This is a genomic window from Streptomyces alanosinicus, from assembly GCF_014650595.1.
GTDB classification, from domain to species: Bacteria; Actinomycetota; Actinomycetes; order Streptomycetales; family Streptomycetaceae; genus Streptomyces; species Streptomyces alanosinicus.
This window is the reverse complement of record NZ_BMVG01000020.1, coordinates 84,161-101,726: the sequence shown is the minus strand read 5'-3', so window position 1 is coordinate 101,726 and position 17,566 is coordinate 84,161. Positions and strand designations below refer to the sequence as shown.

The window sequence follows — 17,566 nt, the reverse complement described above, 5'->3', positions numbered from 1 at the left end:
GATCTCTACGTACTCGGGCTGGCCTTACCGCGGCCACGGCAAGGCCAGCCTTTTCACCAAGCACCATGGCCGCGCCGTCGGACTCCCTCCAGGCACGCAACCGCAACCGGCCGGCGCAGGTAACAGTCTTGATCGGTATGGGAGTACCTGCGTTCCGGCACCGAACGGAGCCACGCCGGCTACGCCTGTGACCCGTCGGCCGCGTGCTTGTGCCGGCCTTCGTCGCCGCGGTGCCGGCGGCCGCCACGGTCTTCTACACCGGGGGGGGACCTGCTTGGAGCCCGCGGGCTCAAGCCCGAGCACCGCATTGACTCCAAGACGCTGTTCGGCCTGGTGAAGCTGTCCCTCGGGGTGGTTGCCGGGGCTGGCAGCTCAAAGCCTGTCTCGTGACCGAGCGGGCCGATGCGTGCTGGTCTGGTGGCGCAGACGATCTCCGTGAGGCATTGCACCATCGTTGAAGTGTTCACCGACTTCGTCCGTGCCAGTTCCAACGGCTCGTGGAGGCAGTTCGCAGGACTGGCGGGCGGGCGCCGGATACGGCTCGGCCTGGAAGTCCACGGTCGTTGCCACTCAGGGACCGAGTGCCGCACATGAGCTCGTACCCCGACAGTGTCTGGTCGCGCGGGCGTTCGCACCGGGGACCGGGCCACCCACTGCCGGCTCTGTGACAAGTTGCACGGGGCACGCGGCGGGCGGCCTGCGGGCTTCGACCGCTACGACACGGAAATGGCAGTCGCGGGCTGAAAGGCCCGCCGGTCAGGCGGCCTCCTGACGCTCGGGCGCATTCCGCGCCTTCACCCCGCCCACGATGAGCGCCAGCCCCACGACGGCGATGCCGAGGTAAGCGGTGGACGAAAGATCGACGACCTTGTGCATCCAGCCCCACTCCGTGCCGAAGAAGGTCCGCGAAACGAAGCTGACGAGCCCCTGCGCTCCCACGACGTAGCCGATGCTTTCGACGGTGTATCCGATGGTTGTTCGCACGGATCAACCCTCTCGCGGCAGTGCCGCAAGATCGTCCTCCACAGGGCCGAAAACACAGTAGGCCAAAGGATGCAGTCGCTTGCCGAGAGCACCGGCTCCCCTCCGGCCGCGGCAGACGAGTGATCGACACCAGACGGCTCGGAGATCACGCCCTACGCCCAGCTCGCGGGCCGTCGACCTTCCAGACCAGCTTGCCTCTTCCAGTCCGCTCAGGTCACCGGCTTCCGTCCGACCAACTTCGCTGCGAAACGTCAGAAGGAAGACGGAGCGCCTGGTGGCCGGATTGGGGGCCGCGACTTTCCACGCATGCTGAAAGAAGCTCGTCAGGCGCCTGAATTCCGCTCCGCCTGCTGTTCCTCCTCCGTGGCGGCAGCCTGTTCGATGGCCGCACGCCGACGTTGCATGCCGCCCGCGCTCGCTATCCGGCGCCGTGGTGACAGTTGACTACAAGGATGCCGGGGACCTCGCCGAACGGATCGCCCGCGACGGACTGGACGTACGACTGGTCGCTGAGGAGATCAAGGACTGGGTGTCACAGGGCTGAGCGGTCCCGTCCGACTGCCGCGTTGGGCGGCCACTGCACGAGCGCAGTGTGTCGGGCCCGCCTTGCCCTGCGGTCATGTCAGCACAAGGCACTGCGACGGTAGCGGCCAGCCGGATTCCTCGCCCCCTTATGCATCGCCTGGATGAGAGGCGTCAACTGTTCGGCGGCACTCCGAGACTCCATCGGCGCCTGCCCTGAGTCGACCCATGGCCGACACACGTGCCTCACCTGGCGCTACCCGTCGACCTCCTGCCTGTCCCCTGGCAGCCAGTTGGGCGCCAGCCTCACCGGCATCCTCCTCGAGCGTCATCGCGGACATCATCGTCGACACACCCCCGTCCGCGCGGGGAGCAGACCGACACCGTCTGGGTCGACCAGAACTTCATCGGGACACCCCCCGCTCGCGCGGCGAGCAGCTGGCCGGCCCCTCCCGAGCCGAACAGCAGGCCCTGCTCGCCCAGTACACGCGGCAGACGGCCGACGCCCACGACGAGCAGCAGCGCACCGAACGCGCGGCCGCCACCACCCGGCAACAGGCCTGGCAGACGCCGCTCAGCTCCCCCTACGCCGAGGTCTTCCGCGCCCAAGGCGCGTTCGGCGAGGCTCCCGACAACCCGACGGCCTGCGCCAGCAGTTCGCCGCGATGCACGTCCACCTGCCCACCCTGGCCGCACAGATCGACACCGCCCGCGCCGAGAAAGGCCAGCAGGCCCGGCACGAGGCCGTCGAGCTGCGCGACCAGGCCCGCGACCTGCGAGCGACCGCCGAGCGGCTCCAAGCCGAGCAGCGGTTGCGCTCGCAGATCAGTGCGCAGGCCCCCGGCAGGCCCCCGGGCAACACGCGGCCGAGGAGGCGGCCCCGGAGACCGCACTACCTTGCGCAGGCGGGTCAACCAGAGGGAGGTGACTGCTGCTGACGGTCTGCCCCCTCGCCGTCGCGCACTACGACGTCCAGCACATCGGCACGAGGACTCCGAGGCCTAGACAAATGTCTAGCACTCCGTGCCCTGTCCACCTGGACTTCCCTCGCCGTTGATCAGGTTTCCTAGCAATCCATTGAGGACGCCAACGTTCCCGAGGACGTCGACGCACCCGCCGCTGGGGTGCATCCTCTCGGCAGTCAGGGCGTTGGCAGGACCGGTGCCCATGAAGCTGGCGCCGGCGATGAGGGCGGCCGCAACAGCGGCCTTCTGTATGTTGCGCATATCTCCTCCACGGGTCGGAGCGCGCCATCAGAAGATCCATATATTGCGCGCTCATCTCGGAGGCTAGATCGACATCTCCCGCGGCGCTCTTGGGGAAAAGCCATCCGGGGGGAGACCGACCGGGCGACGCGCTCCATGGATTCCTCTTTGTGACTGGTATCTGGGCTGGGGACTCCGGAACCCGAGGGGAACGCGGGCGACACACGCTTGTTGGACAAGGAAGGCCACTTCGGCCGAACGCGTCGCCGTCCTGGCGCCGTCGTTCAACAACCGATCGATCGTCGAACGCCGCGCTTGTCCGCAGCAGCCGCCGCTCACCTGTCCCGGAGCCATGACGGTGCGGCGGAGGACGGCGACCAAGATCACAAAATGTGGGTTGGGCGGCGAGGGTGTCGGTTCGCGACAGGCTCGGCTGGGGAGAGTGCGGGCGTTACCGGAGAGACCGGCGAAGAGCTCGGACATCGTCACCGCGGTGAAGTGGGTGCGCGAGACGTCCCCGCGGACCGCGCTGCACCTCGTGCAATCTGCCCTCACGTATGTCAGCACCGACGAGAACGGCCCTGCCCTTGAGCACGTCTGCCGCTGCCTCCGTCACTCCCTGACACAGTCCGGTGGCCCATACCGCGAGTGGACCGACGAAGTGGACCGACGAAGAGGCCGATCGCTTCGTCAGCGCCGCCATGATCGCTCGCTGACACAGACTCGGGGGCCGGCCCGACTGTGGGACGGCGAAGGACCGTTCCTCCGCGAGGCGGCTGGGGAGGAACGACCCTTCGGCGCCCGGCTGCGACACGCGCGAGTGGGGGGCCGGGCGTTGAGACGCCGCTCGGCCCGAACGCCGGAAGCCGAGGGGCACTTCACCGGTTGAACGACCCGGGCGGACGGGACGTCACGGCCCGCCGTCGGGGCCGGCACCGCGGGCCCCGACCCGACGGCCGCGCGCTTGCGACGGCCGGGGCCGGCTCCCCGATGCGCGGCGGGGGCGCCGAGGCGGCCGGTCCCTGCGCAAGGACCTGGTGCAGTGCGTCCACGGCACAAGCAAGCTGTAGGTGTCGCTCTGGATGAATCACGACGGCGTCCTCGGCGACCGAGGCAACACGGTGATCCAGCCTCCCGGGGATGCCGCTGGAGGAGAACGGGCTGATCACCTCGTACCGGGTCGGCCGGCTGCGGTACGAAGGGCTGCGCCGGCTGCTGCCGCTCAAGCTGGAGCGGCAGCAGCCGGCGATTGACACCGAACGCCAGCGCAGGCCTGAGGTTATGCGGGACGGGACGACTCGGTGTCGCTGCGCACCAGCGGATCCGAGGTGGAGTGGGTCCTGAGGGGGTGCCCCAGCGGCCCGTGGAGGGTTGTTCGTGGCGTCCTTGGCACACCGGCACAGAAAGGCCGATGCCAACAATTCAGCCATGACACCTACACCCAGATGGTCAGCGCCGACACCCCGGTCACCCAGCAGATCGGATACGGCCTGTTCATGTCGGTCGCCCACCTGGCCTGGTTCGCGCTGGCCGCGACCCTCTTCTCCAATCAGAGCCTGCGTGCCCGGCTGCTGCAACGGCAGGCCGTGCTGAACAAAGTGATCGGCACCGTACTCGTCGGACTCGGCATGGCCCTGGCGCTCACCCCGTCGATCCAGTGAGGCCGGCGACGCCGACGCCATGTCAGTCCAGCGACACCGGCTCCACCCGGGGCTCGGCGATGGACCGGTAGTCGGCCGTGGACAGTGCAAGGGACCGGTCGAGGCGGGCGGCGTTGAAGTAGAACTCGGGGTGCACCAGCAGCCCGGGGTCGACGATCAACTCCAGCCGGTCGTCGAAGGAGAACGGAAGAATGGTGCCGCTCGGCGACTTCGCGAGTTCCTCGGCGATGTCGGGAGAGGCGAAGGAGACGTAGGTGCCGCCGTAGAGCGCCTTCACCGCCGCCAGGTCGATCCGCTTGTTTCCCGGTACGACCACCAGGGCGTAGCGCTTTTCCTTCTTGCCGATCTTCACCATCGCAATGATGCACTTGGCTGCCTGACCCAGGGCGTGGCCACGGAGCCGGCTGACCGCCTCGGTGCCGCCCTCCGGGTCATGTTCGATCACCCGGTAGGCGGCCCCGTGTTCGTCGAGCAGGGCGAGCAGCTTGCCGTAAGTACCGTCGGCGTCGTCCGCAGCCATCATGTCCTCCCGTATCAACTGGTGCCCGGCTCAGCTGAGTTCACCTTAGTACTGCAACGGTGTTTGCCGTGACTGGTGGCCAGCTCGGACGTTGGTCTGGTTATGGGTGGGGACCTTGCTGATGTCAGATTGTGGGCGAGTGAACTCAAGGCGGTGCACGAGCGGTTCGTGCACCGGTTCGGCCGGGAAGAGCCGCGTCAGTCGGCGCTGGCCTCTATGCGGGGGTTGGGTTGCTCCGCTGGAGCGGAAGAACGGCTGGACGCTGGCGGAGGAGGCCGGGCATGCCGGTCCCGATCGTATCCACCGGCTGCTGAACCGGATCGGGTGGGACGCCGACGAGGTTCTGGACGACCTGCGTGACTACGTCGTCGAGAACCTCGGCGACCAGGATGCCGTCCTGATCTACGAAGGTGGCGACAGCCGAGGTGATGGTCCGCCGCGCCATCACCGAGAAGATCCCGTTCGGCTGGGTGACGGCGGAGGCCGCCTATGGCTTCAGCAAGGGCTGGCGGTCCGAGCCGGAGCAGGCGGACATCTTCCACGTCATGGCCACCACCCGGCACGACACCGTCGTCACCCGCTGGTCCATCGACCATCCCGTCCACGACCTGTTCCCCGGTCTGCCCCGGCAGAAGTGGAAGCGCCGTTCCTGCGGCGAGGGAGCTCACGGCCGGCGGATCCATGACTGGGCCCGCGTCGAGGTGACACCCTGCACCGTGAGGCCCTGGCACCGTGAGGACCGCCGGTACCGGGTTCTCGCCCGTCGCAGTGTGAGCAGGCCCGAGGAGGTCTCCTACTACATCGCCTACTGTGCGGCCCAGACCACGCTGGACGAGCTGATCCGCATCGCAGGCAGCCGATGGGCTGTTGAGGAGTGCTTCCAGACGGCGAAGCAGGAGTGCGGCCTGGACGATTACCAGGTCCGCCGCTATCCCGGCTGGCACCGCCACATGACCCTGGCCATGGCCGCCCACGCCTGCCTGACCGTCCTGCGGGCCCGAGAGCTGGACACTGAGAAAGCAGAAACGGAACCTCCCAGCCCATCCACCTCAGCCTCGCCGAGACCCGACGCTTAATCACCCGCCTCGCCGATCGACGCCCTACTCCGGTCGCCGACATCCTGCCCCGGTCACACTGGCGACGACGACGCCAGCACCAGGCCCGCATCAGCCACTACAGACGACGCGGACACAACCCCTGGAAACTGCCCAGCACTCAGAACAAGCAGCGTTGCAGTACTAGCGATCAGACAGCTTGAGATTGTCGATGAGGACTGACAACGCTGGCGCTCGACCGGGAGGAACAGCGTCGAGCGCTCGTACGGGTCCGTGCGAGGATCGCGATGTGAACGATCTGCACTTCCGCCTCGCGGGCGACGCCGACCTCGCCACCCTCGTTCGTCTGCGCGACGACGCTGCCCGATGGATGCTCGCCCAGGGAATCACCGGCCAGTGGCAGCCCGGCCAGCTGGGCGAGGACCACTTCCGCAAGACCATGGCGAATGGCGAGGTCTGGCTCGCCGAGGCCGACGGCCGCGTGGCGGGAGCCTGGGAACTGTGGTGGGAAGACGAGGACGCCTGGGGACCGCAGCCGCCGGTAGCCGGCTATGTGCATCGGCTGATGGTGGACCGCAGCAGCGCCAGGCCGGGGACGGGGCGTTTTCTGCTGCGTGCTGCGGAGCGCCGCGTTGCTGCGGCGGGGCGGTCGTTCGTGCGTCTGGACTGTCTGGCCGGCAACGCGCGCCTGAACGCCTACTACCTGGACGCCGGTTACCGGGTCGTCGGCCACAAAGCAGGTAAGCCGCAGCCGGGCGGTGCACCCAAGTCGTTCACGCTCTTCGAAAAAACGACGTACGGGTGACCTCCGCATGCGCGGAGCGGGCGTCTTGTGTCGGACGGTGGTGTCGCGCGGGTACGGTCTACCTCCGTGCACGCGGAGGTGGCCCGCACACCAGTAACGCACAGCAGAGGTGTACGCCGTCCGCTCGGCGCACGATCGGGTCAGCTCAGCCCAAGCGGCCGACGCCGGCAATGCCGAACCCGCCGGTCTTTCAGTACCTGCTGCCGAGGGTCCTATCGGCGTTCGCGGCGCTCGGTGACCCGGCCTCCCAGGCCTACTGCGACGAAGGTCGCCAACGCGTCGGCTGTCGGGCAGACTCGCAGGCCCGACCACTCGGCATCCGCCGGGCGGGACAGCGCGACCGCCGCCCGGGACACCGGAAGCACTATCTCTTCCTCAGAGTACTGCTGAAGTTGACTGGGTGATGTCGGGCCCGTTCGCCGAGCGGCGGCCGGTTCGGTCCGATCTCAGCGTTGTGTGGGATACGCGCAGGGCGAGGCGACCAGGGACCGGTGGTATCGGGTGTAGGCCTCGAAGACCTCGGCGGCCCTGAAGCCGAGCCGGATCAACACGGCGCCACTCTTGTCATTTCCGTGGGTGACGCCCGCGAACACATCGGTGGCGCCCAACACAGTGGCTCCGTACTCGATCAGCGCACGGCAGGCTGCCGTGGCGTATCCATGTCCCGTTGCCTCGTGGTCGAGCCAGTATCCGAAGCCGTACTTGGGTGGGTTGACAGCCACAAGGTCAACGCGGCCGATGAGGGCGCTGTCAAGGAGGATGCCGCAACGGAGGGAAGGATTGGGATCGTTGAGCAGCTCGGCATGTGCCGTCTGGTGGTCCGATGCGGCCAGCGCCTGGTAGTCGCCGTGCTGGGTGAGGTGCTCGCGATTTCGGTCGATGAGCGCGTAGTATTCATCGGCTTGCTCGGCAGTGAGCGCACGCAACGTCAATCTGGCGACGTCGGTTTTGAGTTCAGGAAAAACACACTTGTCGTGATGACTACCGGCCATGCCGACTGACCCTACGACGGGTGCTGGCCCCCCTGCCATGACTTTTTGGTGGCGTGAAACAACTGAATGCCGGTCAGCCATCCATGATCGGGCCGGTGCCTGTGAGACAGCCGTCGATCTGGCCCGGATCGGCCGCGGCGACGTTGCCGATCTCGCGCTTGACCGCTGATCCGTCCAGCCGTGGAGGAGCGGGCCACGCCCCAACTCACGTTCCAGCCTGTTCATTTGTGCCGGACTGAGCCTCGGGCGGCCCGGCGAGCCCTTCGACAGGACCCCGGCCTCCACACCTTCGTGCCAGGCCCGGCGCCACCGCTCCACTGACCGCTCACTCACCCGCAACGCGGCGGCGATCTCCCGGTTCGTTCCCGCGCGCCTGAAGCGTTCCGCTGCCTCCAGTCGAATCCGCTCCCGCGTAGCCCTCCCGGCGTCGTTCAGCCCACCGCCCTGCGCATATCTCATACAACAGGGCTACCGAAGCCAACCGATCGCCCTCAGGCAAACAGGACCGACATCACCCGATCAAGTTCAAGAGCAGGCCGGAGCCGTACGGCGGTGCAGGTGGAGGGCCAATGCGAGCAGGCCGAGCGGGGTGGCCACAGCGAGGGCGCCGACCGCCTGGTGCTCCCGGGCGGAGACCGTCGCGGCGCATCCGGATGTGCCGAGCTCGTCGAGCCCGGCGTCGGAGCCGTACTCCTGCTTTGTGAACGCCTGCTGGTCGAACAGTGCGGGCACGCCGCACGACATCGGCTCCTGGAAGGCCCCGTTGTTGTCGTAGGACGGCGGGACGAGCATCAGGCCGAGCGCCAGGAGGAAGCCGCAGATTGCCGGGATCGCGAAGATCCAAGACCCGATGAGCAGGTCGCGATTGGCCCGGGGCGCGTCGGTGTCGGTCACGCCGGGAGACGATACCGTCTCGTACGGACATAGCATCGCGCTGGTCCGGTTCCCCGGCTGGTGACCATCCGATGCACCCTAACGTCCCTCGACGAAGGACTTGCCGACACCCTCGTCCTGGACAGCGAGCGCGACGACTACAACTCCGCCAGGGCGCCGCCGGCGCATCGCCGCCGAGCTGTCCCGCACACGCTGGGAGAACCTGCTCGATCTGGAGCTCCCCCACGTACTGGCTCAGCGGCACTGCGGCGACACGCCCCTACCTCGCCCCGCAGACCCCCCGCAGCGCCGTCCCACACCCTGCTTCGCGCAGGCGACAGCGGACCTGAACGCCCTGTCCTAATCCGTCAACAACGCCCACCGAGGCAGCGTCCTACGTGGCCCGACTCGTCAACGGCCCGCTCCATCGACCCCGACGGCGCCCCGATCTTCGCCTGCCTGCTCGACCTGACCCAGCAGGAAGAAGGCGCCCAGTTCTGGTGGCAGTCCACTGTCGGCGCCGGGTACGCCACCTCCGCCTACTGCCTCCACCTGCGCCGCTGCCAACTACGGGACGCCGCGCCTGGGCGGACCAGGTCGCACAGTTCCAGCGCGACCCCGGCCAGTACCGCCTTCGAGCGGACATTGCCCTGGACCCACATCCCTATAGCATCTGCCCCCTGCACGCCCACGAGGACACCGCCCGGGATCGCTCTGCGGGAAGTCGAACATGACGCCGTGGCCGCCGATGAGATGGATGGCGTCGTAGTCGTCCACCTTCGCCTCGGAGACCTTCATGGTGCCCTCCAGGCGGTTCATGAAGGCCCGGTCCAGATATCGCTTGCGGGTGACCAGGTCGTCCAGATTCCGCCACGTCAGGCTCTCCGGGTCGAGCGGGATCTTGCCGCCCACCGGGCTCGCGATGGCTGCTGCCCATCACGGCAGGCGAGGTCAGAGGGTCAGGACGATCTTTCCGCGGGTGTGGCCCGCCTGGCCGAGGCGCCACGCCTGAGCCGCCTCGGCCAGTGGCAGCGTGTGCTCCACAGGCACCGTGAGCTTCCCCGCGTCCGCGAGGTCGGCAAGGGCCGCCAGGTCGGCCGCGTCAGGGCGGACCCATACGTAGTGGCCGCCCTTCGCCGCCGCCTCGCCATCAGCGATGGACGCGACCCTGTCGCGCCTCTTGAGCAGGTGCTGCGACACATCCACCGCGCCGTCGCCGACGAAGTCGAGGGCCGCATCCACCCCATCGGGAGCCAGTTCCCGCACCCGGTCGACGAGCCCGTCCCCGTAGGTGACCGGCTCCGCGCCCAGTTCCCGCAGAAATCCGTGGTTCCGTTCGCTCGCGGTACCGATCACCCGGGCTCCGAGCGCGACCGCGATCTGCACACCGAGCGAGCCGACACCGCCCGCCGCGGCGTGGATCAGCACCGTCTCTCCCTTGCCCAGGCCGACCCGCTTGATGCTCCGGTACGCGGTCAGCCCGGCCAGCGGAGCCCCCGCGGCCTGCTCCCAGCCAAGCGCGGCCGGCTTCTTGGCCAGCGTCCGGACGGGGGCGGAGACCAGTTCGGCGTAGGCCCCGTTCTGCACCCAGTCCTTGCGTACGTAGCCGAAGACCTCGTCCCCCACGGCGAACTCTCCGGCGTCGAACCCCACCCGCTCCACGACACCCGCGACATCCCAGCCAGAGATCAGCGGGAAGCGGACCTCCATGATCGGATCCAGATACCCGGCGGCGAGTTTCCAGTCGACAGGATTGACCCCGGCCGCCTTCACCCGCACGAGGACCTCACCGGGCGCCACCTTGGGCTCAGGCAGGTCCACCAGCCGCAGGTCGTCCAACGAGCCGTACTTTTCAAGCGCGATTGCCTTCACGGTTCACAGTTCGCTTTCCGGACGGTCGGCGCATCCTGGCCGAGTGTGTGCAAGGTCTGGCGCATGTTCGGTGGGGGACGTGAGTGCCCTCTGCCTCGAAGCTAAAGCCGCCGAGGAATCCGCGCCAATGAACACACCGATACGAGGTATCGACGAACCGATGCCCGCCTTGGGGAGGGATCGCAGGTGGCGGTCATGCGCATCTCCTAGGCTCGAAGCCGTGAGCGATCAGGACAGTCATGGGTCCGGTCCACTGGACCGGACCTGAACCTGCAGCGCGCCTGCCTCGTGGTGCACCGCCTGGCTTCCTTCACCGCCGCCGCCCGGCGGCTCGGACTGCCGCAGTCCCCCGTCACTGTGCAGATCCGGGCGCTGGGGAACCGCATGGGCCGCGAACTGTTCGAACGAGGAGGCCGCGGTGTCACCCCGCTACCCCACGCCGACGAGCTCGCCACGCGGCTGGCGAACCCGCTTGACCAACTGGCCGGCGTCACAGGCGAGGCACCGGGACACACCGTGGCTCCGGTGCAACCTGGCCGGGCCCGCAGAGTTCCTGAGCGGCGCGGGCCTCAAGGCACTGGCCCCGCAGGACCCGCCGATCAACACCGCCTACCTCGTCCAACGCCCACTTCATGGCCGGTCTCGGCGCTTGTCTGGACGGACTTCTACGCCAGGCTCGGCTTCACACTCTGCCGTGACGGCATCGGCATCCCCACGCCGACTGGGGTCATCTGCCACGGTCCGATCAGGGGCTTCCGCTTCTCGGTGCGGCCGCTGCGCACGGCCGTCTAGACGCAGTCCATGCCTACTCCCTACGGCCCTCAGCTGGTCGCCCACGGAGCCCTGCCCCTCCCTGCGCGCCGAGCGGCTGACCGGGGTGCCCCGGCCATCGTTGGGCACGGCATCGCGTGCCGACTGCGGGTGCGCGAGCGGGCCCGGACCGGGTGGTCTGGGCCGTGGGCTGTTCGGAGCGCGTGGCGTGGGAAGGGGGGCTGTGCAGCCCCCTGGCACAGTTCCGGCAGCGAACGGGGCGTGGGGCCCATCAGCCGCTCCCACGTCGAGACCGTTCCGGATGGCAGCGAGGTCAACCTGGGGGTGTTGTTGTCAAACGCCAAGACCCGGCGGGCGAGGCTGAGCACCACGCAGTTGCAGCGGCTGGCCAGCCTCGGCCTGCAGTGGGCAACACACACACTGGGCTGACCTCGTACGCGGCTCAAGCCCTACGACAGCTCGATTTTCGTGGGCTGCAAGACCTTCGGAACGTTCTTGTCCTCAAGGGGGACCTCTTTGCCGCTGCTGTTGGCGGTGCCGCATCCGCAGCCGTGGCCATTCCCGTTGCCGTTGCCGTTGCCGCAGCCGCTGTCGTTGCCGTAGCTGTTGCCACTGCTGTCGTCGCAGCTGCAGCCGTTTCCGTTCCCGTTGCCATTGCCATTGCCCTTGTCGTCGTCGCAGCTACAACCGTTCCCGCTCCCGTTGCTGCCGCCCTTGTCGTCATCGCAGCTACAACCGTTCCCACTCCCGTTGCCGCTGCCCTTGTCGTCATCGCAGCTACAACCGTTCCCGCTCCCGTTGCCGCTGCCCTTGCTGTCGTCGCAGCTGCAGCCGTTTCCACTCCCGTTGCCCTTGCCGTTGCTGTCGTCGCAGCCGTTGCCGGTGGGGCTGGTGACGTCGGGGCGGACGCCCGCGACGGCAATGCCAGTAGCGGGGCCCGTCTGTGCCTGGACCGGAGCGGCGAGCACGAAGGCACCGAGGGTGAGCACCACGCTTGCGGTAGTACAGGCCATGTAGCGGCGCATGCAGTTCACTTCCGACTCCTGACTGTCAGCGAGTAGGGCACAAGCAGCGAGTGAGACATGATCGACGCTAGGGCCGCTTCGCCCGCGCCGTCCTCCTGGACTAGATCATTCGTGTGCACAGGCCCGATATATGTGGACGAGTCCGGCACGAAAGAGGCCCGTCATCGGCCGGATGTTTGAGTGCCTCGCCGCACGCGTACAAGCTGACCGACCCGGAGGGGATCGCTTCGCGCCAGCAGGTGGAGGCCATCGCCGCCGCGTTGGGCTCGGCAGCCGGGTTTCACCAGCTAACCCGCGCGTCAGCCCGGACGTCCAGCGGGTCCTCGGCCGCGCCCCGCGCCCCTTCGCCGGCTGGCTCGCCCACAATGTCGTCGCGTTCCGCTGAGACTGATCAGCGCCGCCGGAGCTGACCTTCGTGCTAGGCGAACCGGAGTCCTGCGGGCTGTTCGGCCGGGAAGGGGCCACACGTCCCCCTGTACGCCTATGTCTCCGCTCTGAAACACGGAGAGCCGCACCGCGACGATGCAAGAGCCGACGCTTTCCCGTGACGTCATGTACCGCCTCCACGCCAAGGGCATCTTCGCCCTCGGGGACGACAGCCGTCCGGGTCAGCGCAGTCGACCTTGCACGCCCTCAGACACGCCTGGAGGTGCCACGACGACGAGGAGGCCGGCCCCCAGCAGATGCACCGGACCGGATGCGAAGGCACGCCAGCCACTGCGGGGGTCTCGGCAAGCTCGGCATCCCCGTGACGCTGCCGCCGGCCTTCGTGACGTCCTTGTCGCGCCGGGCGAGGACACCGGCGCGCCCCGGCGAAGGCCGAGGACCTGGAAGCCGTCGTGGCCCGCCACGTACGCACAGCCGAGGCACTCGCCCGGTGGGCTGCCCACCAGTCGGCGGACGCCCGGATCGGGGCCGCAGACCGGGCACCTCCGTCTTCCAACGGCGGAACATCACCCGAACAGCGTCACAAAGCCGGCAGCAGGCCCCACGTCTGCAGGGCGTAGGGCCGTCCCTTCTCCTCCCCCTCGATCAGTGGCACGTCGAGCAGTCTGAAGCCCGCCTTGGTGGCCACGGCGACGCTTGCGGCGTTCTCGGCCTCCAGCTCCAGGATCACTTGTCCCACGCCCAGTTGCTCGAAGGCATACGCAGCCATCACCCGCACCGCCCGTGCGGCCAGCCCCTGGCCACGGTGCGCCGGGCCTATCGCGTAGCCGATCTCTGCGCCCTGGGAGGCGCGCCGCAGCATCACCTCGCCGAGCGGCGCGCGGCCGTCAACGGTGACGGCAAGCAGGATGGTCGTACCCTCCGCCCGCAGCTGTCGGTCCCGGTCCAGCCGCGCGCGAGCGGCCGCTTCGTCGAAGGGGGAGACGATCGGCGTCCAGTACGCGATGTCGGGATGGTCGAACAGATCCGGCATAGCGGCCAGATCTGCTTCCGTCCAGTCACGCAGGACAAGACCTTCCCCTGTGAGCTCAATCCGCTCGGGAAAGGATGACGGGGTGCTGCTCATGGTGCCGGTCCTCCCTGGCCTGACAAGACAGGGCAGCATAACTGGCACAGTCATCGACTCGCCCCCGAAAACTTCTCCCGCTTGGATGCGAACGGCGAACGGAAGTGGTGGTCAGCAGCGCAGGCCGACGATGCCCCAGCCGCGACGCTCCGCCTCCGTGACCACCTCTCCCCAGTCGGTGAGAAAGTCGGCAAACGATTCGAAGGACCTGATCCATCCGCTGGACTCCGCGGCATGCTGGGTGAACGGCTCGCGCAGAACCTCCAGTTGGGGTGCCACCCGGTCCACCACGTCGCGTGCTCTGGGTTCGACGAGGTCACGCATGTGATCCCAACGATGACCGGCCCAAAAGTGCGGCTTGTACGAGCCGAGCGTGTTCCGCAGGGCGTATCTGCCGTACCAGTCCTCCCCCGGGTGCGTGGACCACGACCAGCCATGCTCGAAGAGGCCATCGCTGTACGCCTCTCCGAACGCGGCATCGACCAGCAGCTCTTCCCGGTCGCCAGGCTGTGCCGCCTCGACCCGCGGCCAGTCCACGATCAGCACTTCTATGCCCACGCCCATCACGTCAGCGTAGGACAGGGGGTGAGCGTTTGATCAGCGCGCGGCCGCCCGTTCCGCAACGCGGTCGTCGAGGCCGCAGGCGGCATCACCGACATCGCCCGGCTGGTCGAGCGGCGCAAGCGCTCTTTGCCGCAAACTCGACGAGCTACTTGTCCCGTAAAGCAGGACTACCGTGCTGGCGGGGAACATCGACGAGAACTCACTCCCAGGGAACGTTCACCGGGCTGGTGCGGGGGACTTGTGGGGGACTCGCTCGCGTCGGACGAGGCTGGCTGGGTCACAATGCAGTCATGAATGATCAGGCCCGAACCTCCGGTCGCCCGCTTCTGCGTCGCCCCCAGGACGGCGAACTCATTGACGTCGCCGGTGTCGAGCACTTCTTCCGCCTCACCGCGGAGCACACAGGTGGGCACTTCGCCTTCGAGGAGTTCAGCCTCGCCCCCGGCACCATCGGCGCCAGGCCGCACGTCCACGACGGACACGACGAGTACTTCTACGTCCTTGAGGGCGAGCTCACACTCCACACCGGAGACGGCGAGGTGACGGCCGGCCCCGGGCATCTGCTCGCCGCCACGCGCGGCACCCCGCACGGCTTCCGCAACGCGGGCTCGGTCCCCGCACGCGCCCTGTGCCTCTACACGCCCGCGGGCTATGAAGACTACTTCCGCGATGTCCACACCGCCGTGAGCGCCGGGGCCGAGGCGACCGACGAGCTCCTGGCGGAATTCCGCAGCCGCTACCGCACCAGCTCCTACCAGGCTGACTCACACACCGCAGTAACTGACCGGCCGGACTGAGACCGGAGAGCAACCAGCGTTCCGAAACCCTACGACCAGGGAATTCCGCAGAACTTGACCGATCAGAGATGCCCACCGCACCCGTTCATGGCCGAAGTCGGGCGAATGCCTCCAGCCGCCGCCGGTGGTAGTCGAGGTCTTCCGCGTCGTGCTCCACGCCTCGTGCCGTCTCCCGCGTGAAGTGGACGCTCTCACACCGCAGCCGGTGTCGCATCAGCTGTACCAGCGCCTCGTCGTCGAGGATCTCCGCGGTGCCTCCGGCCTGCAGGTAGGTGTTGGCGAAGCGGCGTGCGTCCGCGATGTCCTCGCAGAAGTCGTCTGTGAACTCCATTGCGGCACTGGCGACTTCCACCTCCGGCGGAGCCACCAGTGCCTCGTCCCAGTCGAGAACGGCGATGAGCCGTGTCGGGTCGTCGCGCTCGGCGAGCAGGTTGCCGTGGTAGTAGTCGCCGTGCAGCGGGTGTCGTAGCCGGGCCCGTGCCGAGAAGTCCGCAAGCCACTTGTCCAGCTGCGGGTCACGCAGTCCCGGATCGTCGTAGGTGGCGCGGCCGTCCAGCCCGGTCTGCAAGAAGCACGGCCGCGGCCGGGGAGGTGGTTCGACCGCGGCCAGCGCCCGGTGCAGCCGGGCCAGCAGCCGCGCCGCCGGAGCCGATGCCGCTGCCTCCTTCGAAGCCCACACCCCATCGACATAGGGCCACAGTGACACCGCTCGCCCCTCGATCCGTACCACCGTCGCCCCACCTCGGCCCGGCAGCGCCAGCGGTGCCACCGCCTCGGCGCAACCGCAGGCTCGCGCCGCCGCCGCGACCCGGTGACACCACTCCGCTTCGGTCGGGTCCTTCCCGGACGGGCCGATGCGGACCACGTTGTCGCCGACTCTCCAGGCGGCGGACTCCTCACCGCCGTAAAGGCGTGTGGCCGGTCCACTGACTCCGCAGGCCCTCCGTGCCGCCGCCGTCAGCGGAACCTCCGCGATCGCCACGCTTGCTCTCCTGTTCTCCGTTGTTCTCCGTCCCAGCCGTAGGTCCGTCACTGGGTATCGATGCGCAGGTCCCTGATGTACCAGTGGTGCCGCGTCCCGTCCCCGCCCCGCGTGTGCTTGCCGGGAACAAACCCCGCCCGCTGGGCGACTGCGACAGATGCGGTGTTCTCCGGCTCTACCCGGATCACCGCCTCCTTACCGCCCTCATCTGCCGCGTACCGGGAGACCAGGAGGACCGCGCGGGTGGCCAGGCCGCGACCCCTCCACGACGGGTAAAGGCCGTAGGCGACGTTCACCTGGCCGGGGGCCAGGCCTTCTGCTGCGAACCGCAGGTCGAGCGTGCCGGCAAGCATCTCGTCGGCGCCGACCCTGATGCCGAAAGCGCGGAGTGGCCCGGCCGTCTCCCACTGTTCCCGGCAGTGCCGGATGTAGGCTTCGACGCCCGCGCGTGTACCGGGACCGCCGCTGAGCCAGCGAACCATCGGCTCGTCCTCTCCTGCAAGGTGTGTCTCCGCATCGTCCAGGCGCAGCGGGGACAGAGCGATGATCCCGTCGGACAGCTTGATTTCACGCATCTGCCGATTCTTGGCGTCGGCGCCCCTTCACGCCAAGGGCGTGCTCGGCGATGCACGCCGCTCCGCACGCGGTGATCCGGTTGCCCGGCATGTGGAGGTCGGAGCCCGGCTCCGGCCCCCACGTCGTGCCGCTACCGGTCCGTGGACAGCGGCGGGGAACCAGTCGGCCGCCTCACCGTTCTCGTCGGTCGCCGGGCACACAGTCGCTTCGACGGCGGGGCCGCCGTATGTCTGCTGCACATGGCCGGCTATTTGTCGCAGCCTCGGATGTCGTCGACGCACTCTTCCTCTTCGACCTGGTCCTTGCCGATGGTGTTGAGGCGCCAGTGGATGAGGCCGGTGGTTCTGCTGTCAGGACTGTCGATGGTGGCGGTGAACGGTGTGTCCGTCGCGGGGATGTTGAACCGGTCAGCCTCGTGGTCGTTGCAGGGCACCGTCCAGTCCTGTGCCTCCTTGCCGCGCCTGAGCCGGAGGGTGAGTTCGCCGGCTTCGGGGCTGTCGCAGCTGACGTCGAGGCGGTAGGGCCGCTTCCCGGGCGTACGGAAGGTCCGGCGCAGGCCCTCCATGATGTCCGGGTAGCCCTCGTCGACAAGTTCGGCGTCCGGGTCGTGGACAGCGCGTGCGAGACGCTTCATTGCCTGTTCGTAGTCGCCCTTGCCCCACACGTCAGTGGTGTCCGAGCCGGTGGGAGGGGTCGGCGACTTGGTGACGGCGGGGCTCTCCTTGCCCCCGTGCCCGCTCGTCTCCGGTGCGGAGCTGCACCCGCTGATCACGACAGCCCCGAGGAGGACGACGGCGAGGGGGCGTATAAGCATGTTGGTCATGATATGCGGCACCGAGCGCATCCTTT

At 68.3% G+C, this 17,566-nt stretch carries 16 protein-coding genes and 2 pseudogenes; 5 read left to right on the top strand and 13 right to left on the bottom strand.

What is annotated here, in order from left to right; translation table 11 throughout:
- Nucleotides 1–756: 756 nt before the first annotated feature.
- Together IE277_RS30855 and IE277_RS30850 are read right to left on the bottom strand one after the other, a co-directional pair.
- Complete coding sequence (locus IE277_RS30855) at nt 757–984, bottom strand: hypothetical protein (protein ID WP_189956991.1); 228 nt, start codon at nt 982–984, stop codon at nt 757–759.
- A 1,106-nt stretch (nt 985–2,090) separates the two neighbouring features.
- Nucleotides 2,091–2,306 (bottom strand): hypothetical protein, encoded by a 216-nt coding sequence (locus IE277_RS30850; protein WP_189956990.1) that lies wholly within the window; start codon nt 2,304–2,306, stop codon nt 2,091–2,093.
- Between the two features lie 1,850 nt (nt 2,307–4,156).
- On the opposite strand from IE277_RS30850, the gene IE277_RS30845 reads away from it, so the two are divergent.
- Complete coding sequence (locus IE277_RS30845) at nt 4,157–4,372, top strand: LysE family transporter (protein ID WP_229882086.1); 216 nt, start codon at nt 4,157–4,159, stop codon at nt 4,370–4,372.
- 22 nt (nt 4,373–4,394) lie between these two features.
- Here IE277_RS30845 and IE277_RS30840 read toward each other — a convergent pair whose 3' ends face one another.
- Nucleotides 4,395–4,892, bottom strand: coding sequence for a YbaK/EbsC family protein (locus IE277_RS30840; protein WP_189957023.1), 498 nt, complete (start codon nt 4,890–4,892; stop codon nt 4,395–4,397).
- A 102-nt stretch (nt 4,893–4,994) separates the two neighbouring features.
- Between IE277_RS30840 and IE277_RS30835 the strand changes: the two are divergent.
- A pseudogene (locus tag IE277_RS30835) lies at nt 4,995–5,968 on the top strand (IS701 family transposase).
- Nucleotides 5,969–6,236: 268 nt separating this feature from the next.
- Nucleotides 6,237–6,752, top strand: coding sequence for a GNAT family N-acetyltransferase (locus tag IE277_RS30830; RefSeq protein WP_229882085.1), 516 nt, complete (start codon nt 6,237–6,239; stop codon nt 6,750–6,752).
- Between the two features lie 446 nt (nt 6,753–7,198).
- Here the strand turns inward: IE277_RS30830 and IE277_RS30825 are convergent, their stop codons facing one another.
- The 4 genes and pseudogenes from IE277_RS30825 to IE277_RS30810 form a co-directional block, all read right to left on the bottom strand.
- Nucleotides 7,199–7,873 carry a GNAT family N-acetyltransferase gene (locus IE277_RS30825; protein WP_506005346.1) on the bottom strand — a complete coding sequence of 225 codons (675 nt, stop codon included), beginning with the start codon at nt 7,871–7,873 and terminating at the stop codon, nt 7,199–7,201.
- A 33-nt stretch (nt 7,874–7,906) separates the two neighbouring features.
- Nucleotides 7,907–8,203: pseudogene (locus IE277_RS47775) on the bottom strand (helix-turn-helix domain-containing protein); the annotation flags it as partial.
- Between the two features lie 66 nt (nt 8,204–8,269).
- Entirely contained in the window at nt 8,270–8,638 is a 369-nt protein-coding gene (locus IE277_RS30815) for a hypothetical protein (RefSeq protein ID WP_189956988.1), read from the bottom strand.
- Between the two features lie 930 nt (nt 8,639–9,568).
- On the bottom strand, nt 9,569–10,489 hold the full coding sequence (locus IE277_RS30810; RefSeq protein ID WP_189956987.1) for an NADP-dependent oxidoreductase: 921 nt from the start codon (nt 10,487–10,489) through the stop codon (nt 9,569–9,571).
- 288 nt (nt 10,490–10,777) lie between these two features.
- Here IE277_RS30810 and IE277_RS30805 point away from each other — a divergent pair, with 288 nt between their 5' ends.
- Nucleotides 10,778–11,281, top strand: a complete 504-nt coding sequence (locus IE277_RS30805) for a helix-turn-helix domain-containing protein (protein ID WP_308433434.1) — start codon at nt 10,778–10,780, stop codon at nt 11,279–11,281.
- Between the two features lie 428 nt (nt 11,282–11,709).
- Here IE277_RS30805 and IE277_RS30800 read toward each other — a convergent pair whose 3' ends face one another.
- From IE277_RS30800 to IE277_RS30790, 3 genes are all read right to left on the bottom strand, one after another.
- On the bottom strand, nt 11,710–12,252 hold the full coding sequence (locus IE277_RS30800; protein WP_189956986.1) for a hypothetical protein: 543 nt from the start codon (nt 12,250–12,252) through the stop codon (nt 11,710–11,712).
- Between the two features lie 1,000 nt (nt 12,253–13,252).
- Entirely contained in the window at nt 13,253–13,798 is a 546-nt protein-coding gene (locus IE277_RS30795) for a GNAT family N-acetyltransferase (RefSeq protein ID WP_189956985.1), read from the bottom strand.
- Between the two features lie 111 nt (nt 13,799–13,909).
- A complete protein-coding gene (locus IE277_RS30790) occupies nt 13,910–14,362 on the bottom strand; it encodes a hypothetical protein (protein ID WP_189956984.1) in 453 nt (150 codons plus the stop codon).
- A gap of 290 nt (nt 14,363–14,652) precedes the next feature.
- Here IE277_RS30790 and IE277_RS30785 point away from each other — a divergent pair, with 290 nt between their 5' ends.
- Nucleotides 14,653–15,159, top strand: a complete 507-nt coding sequence (locus IE277_RS30785; RefSeq protein WP_189956983.1) for a cupin domain-containing protein — start codon at nt 14,653–14,655, stop codon at nt 15,157–15,159.
- 85 nt (nt 15,160–15,244) lie between these two features.
- Here IE277_RS30785 and IE277_RS30780 read toward each other — a convergent pair whose 3' ends face one another.
- The 3 genes from IE277_RS30780 to IE277_RS30770 form a co-directional block, all read right to left on the bottom strand.
- Nucleotides 15,245–16,141: an aminoglycoside phosphotransferase family protein gene (locus IE277_RS30780; protein ID WP_189956982.1), complete on the bottom strand. Its 897-nt coding sequence runs from the start codon at nt 16,139–16,141 to the stop codon at nt 15,245–15,247.
- A 47-nt stretch (nt 16,142–16,188) separates the two neighbouring features.
- Entirely contained in the window at nt 16,189–16,716 is a 528-nt protein-coding gene (locus tag IE277_RS30775) for a GNAT family N-acetyltransferase (protein WP_189956981.1), read from the bottom strand.
- Between the two features lie 248 nt (nt 16,717–16,964).
- Nucleotides 16,965–17,531, bottom strand: a complete 567-nt coding sequence (locus IE277_RS30770; RefSeq protein WP_189956980.1) for a hypothetical protein — start codon at nt 17,529–17,531, stop codon at nt 16,965–16,967.
- Between the last annotated feature and the right edge of the window lie 35 nt (nt 17,532–17,566).

What these genes read in the sequence shown, in the direction of transcription:
- IE277_RS30790 (WP_189956984.1), bottom strand. Translation starts at nt 14,362, where the DNA reads ATGGGCGTGGGCATAGAAGTGCTGATCGTGGACTGGCCGCGGGTCGAG.
- IE277_RS30770 (WP_189956980.1), bottom strand. Translation starts at nt 17,531, where the DNA reads ATGCTTATACGCCCCCTCGCCGTCGTCCTCCTCGGGGCTGTCGTGATC.
- IE277_RS30795 (WP_189956985.1), bottom strand. Translation starts at nt 13,798, where the DNA reads ATGAGCAGCACCCCGTCATCCTTTCCCGAGCGGATTGAGCTCACAGGG.
- IE277_RS30775 (WP_189956981.1), bottom strand. Translation starts at nt 16,716, where the DNA reads ATGCGTGAAATCAAGCTGTCCGACGGGATCATCGCTCTGTCCCCGCTG.
- IE277_RS30840 (WP_189957023.1), bottom strand. Translation starts at nt 4,892, where the DNA reads ATGGCTGCGGACGACGCCGACGGTACTTACGGCAAGCTGCTCGCCCTG.
- IE277_RS30785 (WP_189956983.1), top strand. Translation starts at nt 14,653, where the DNA reads ATGAATGATCAGGCCCGAACCTCCGGTCGCCCGCTTCTGCGTCGCCCC.
- IE277_RS30845 (WP_229882086.1), top strand. Translation starts at nt 4,157, where the DNA reads ATGGTCAGCGCCGACACCCCGGTCACCCAGCAGATCGGATACGGCCTG.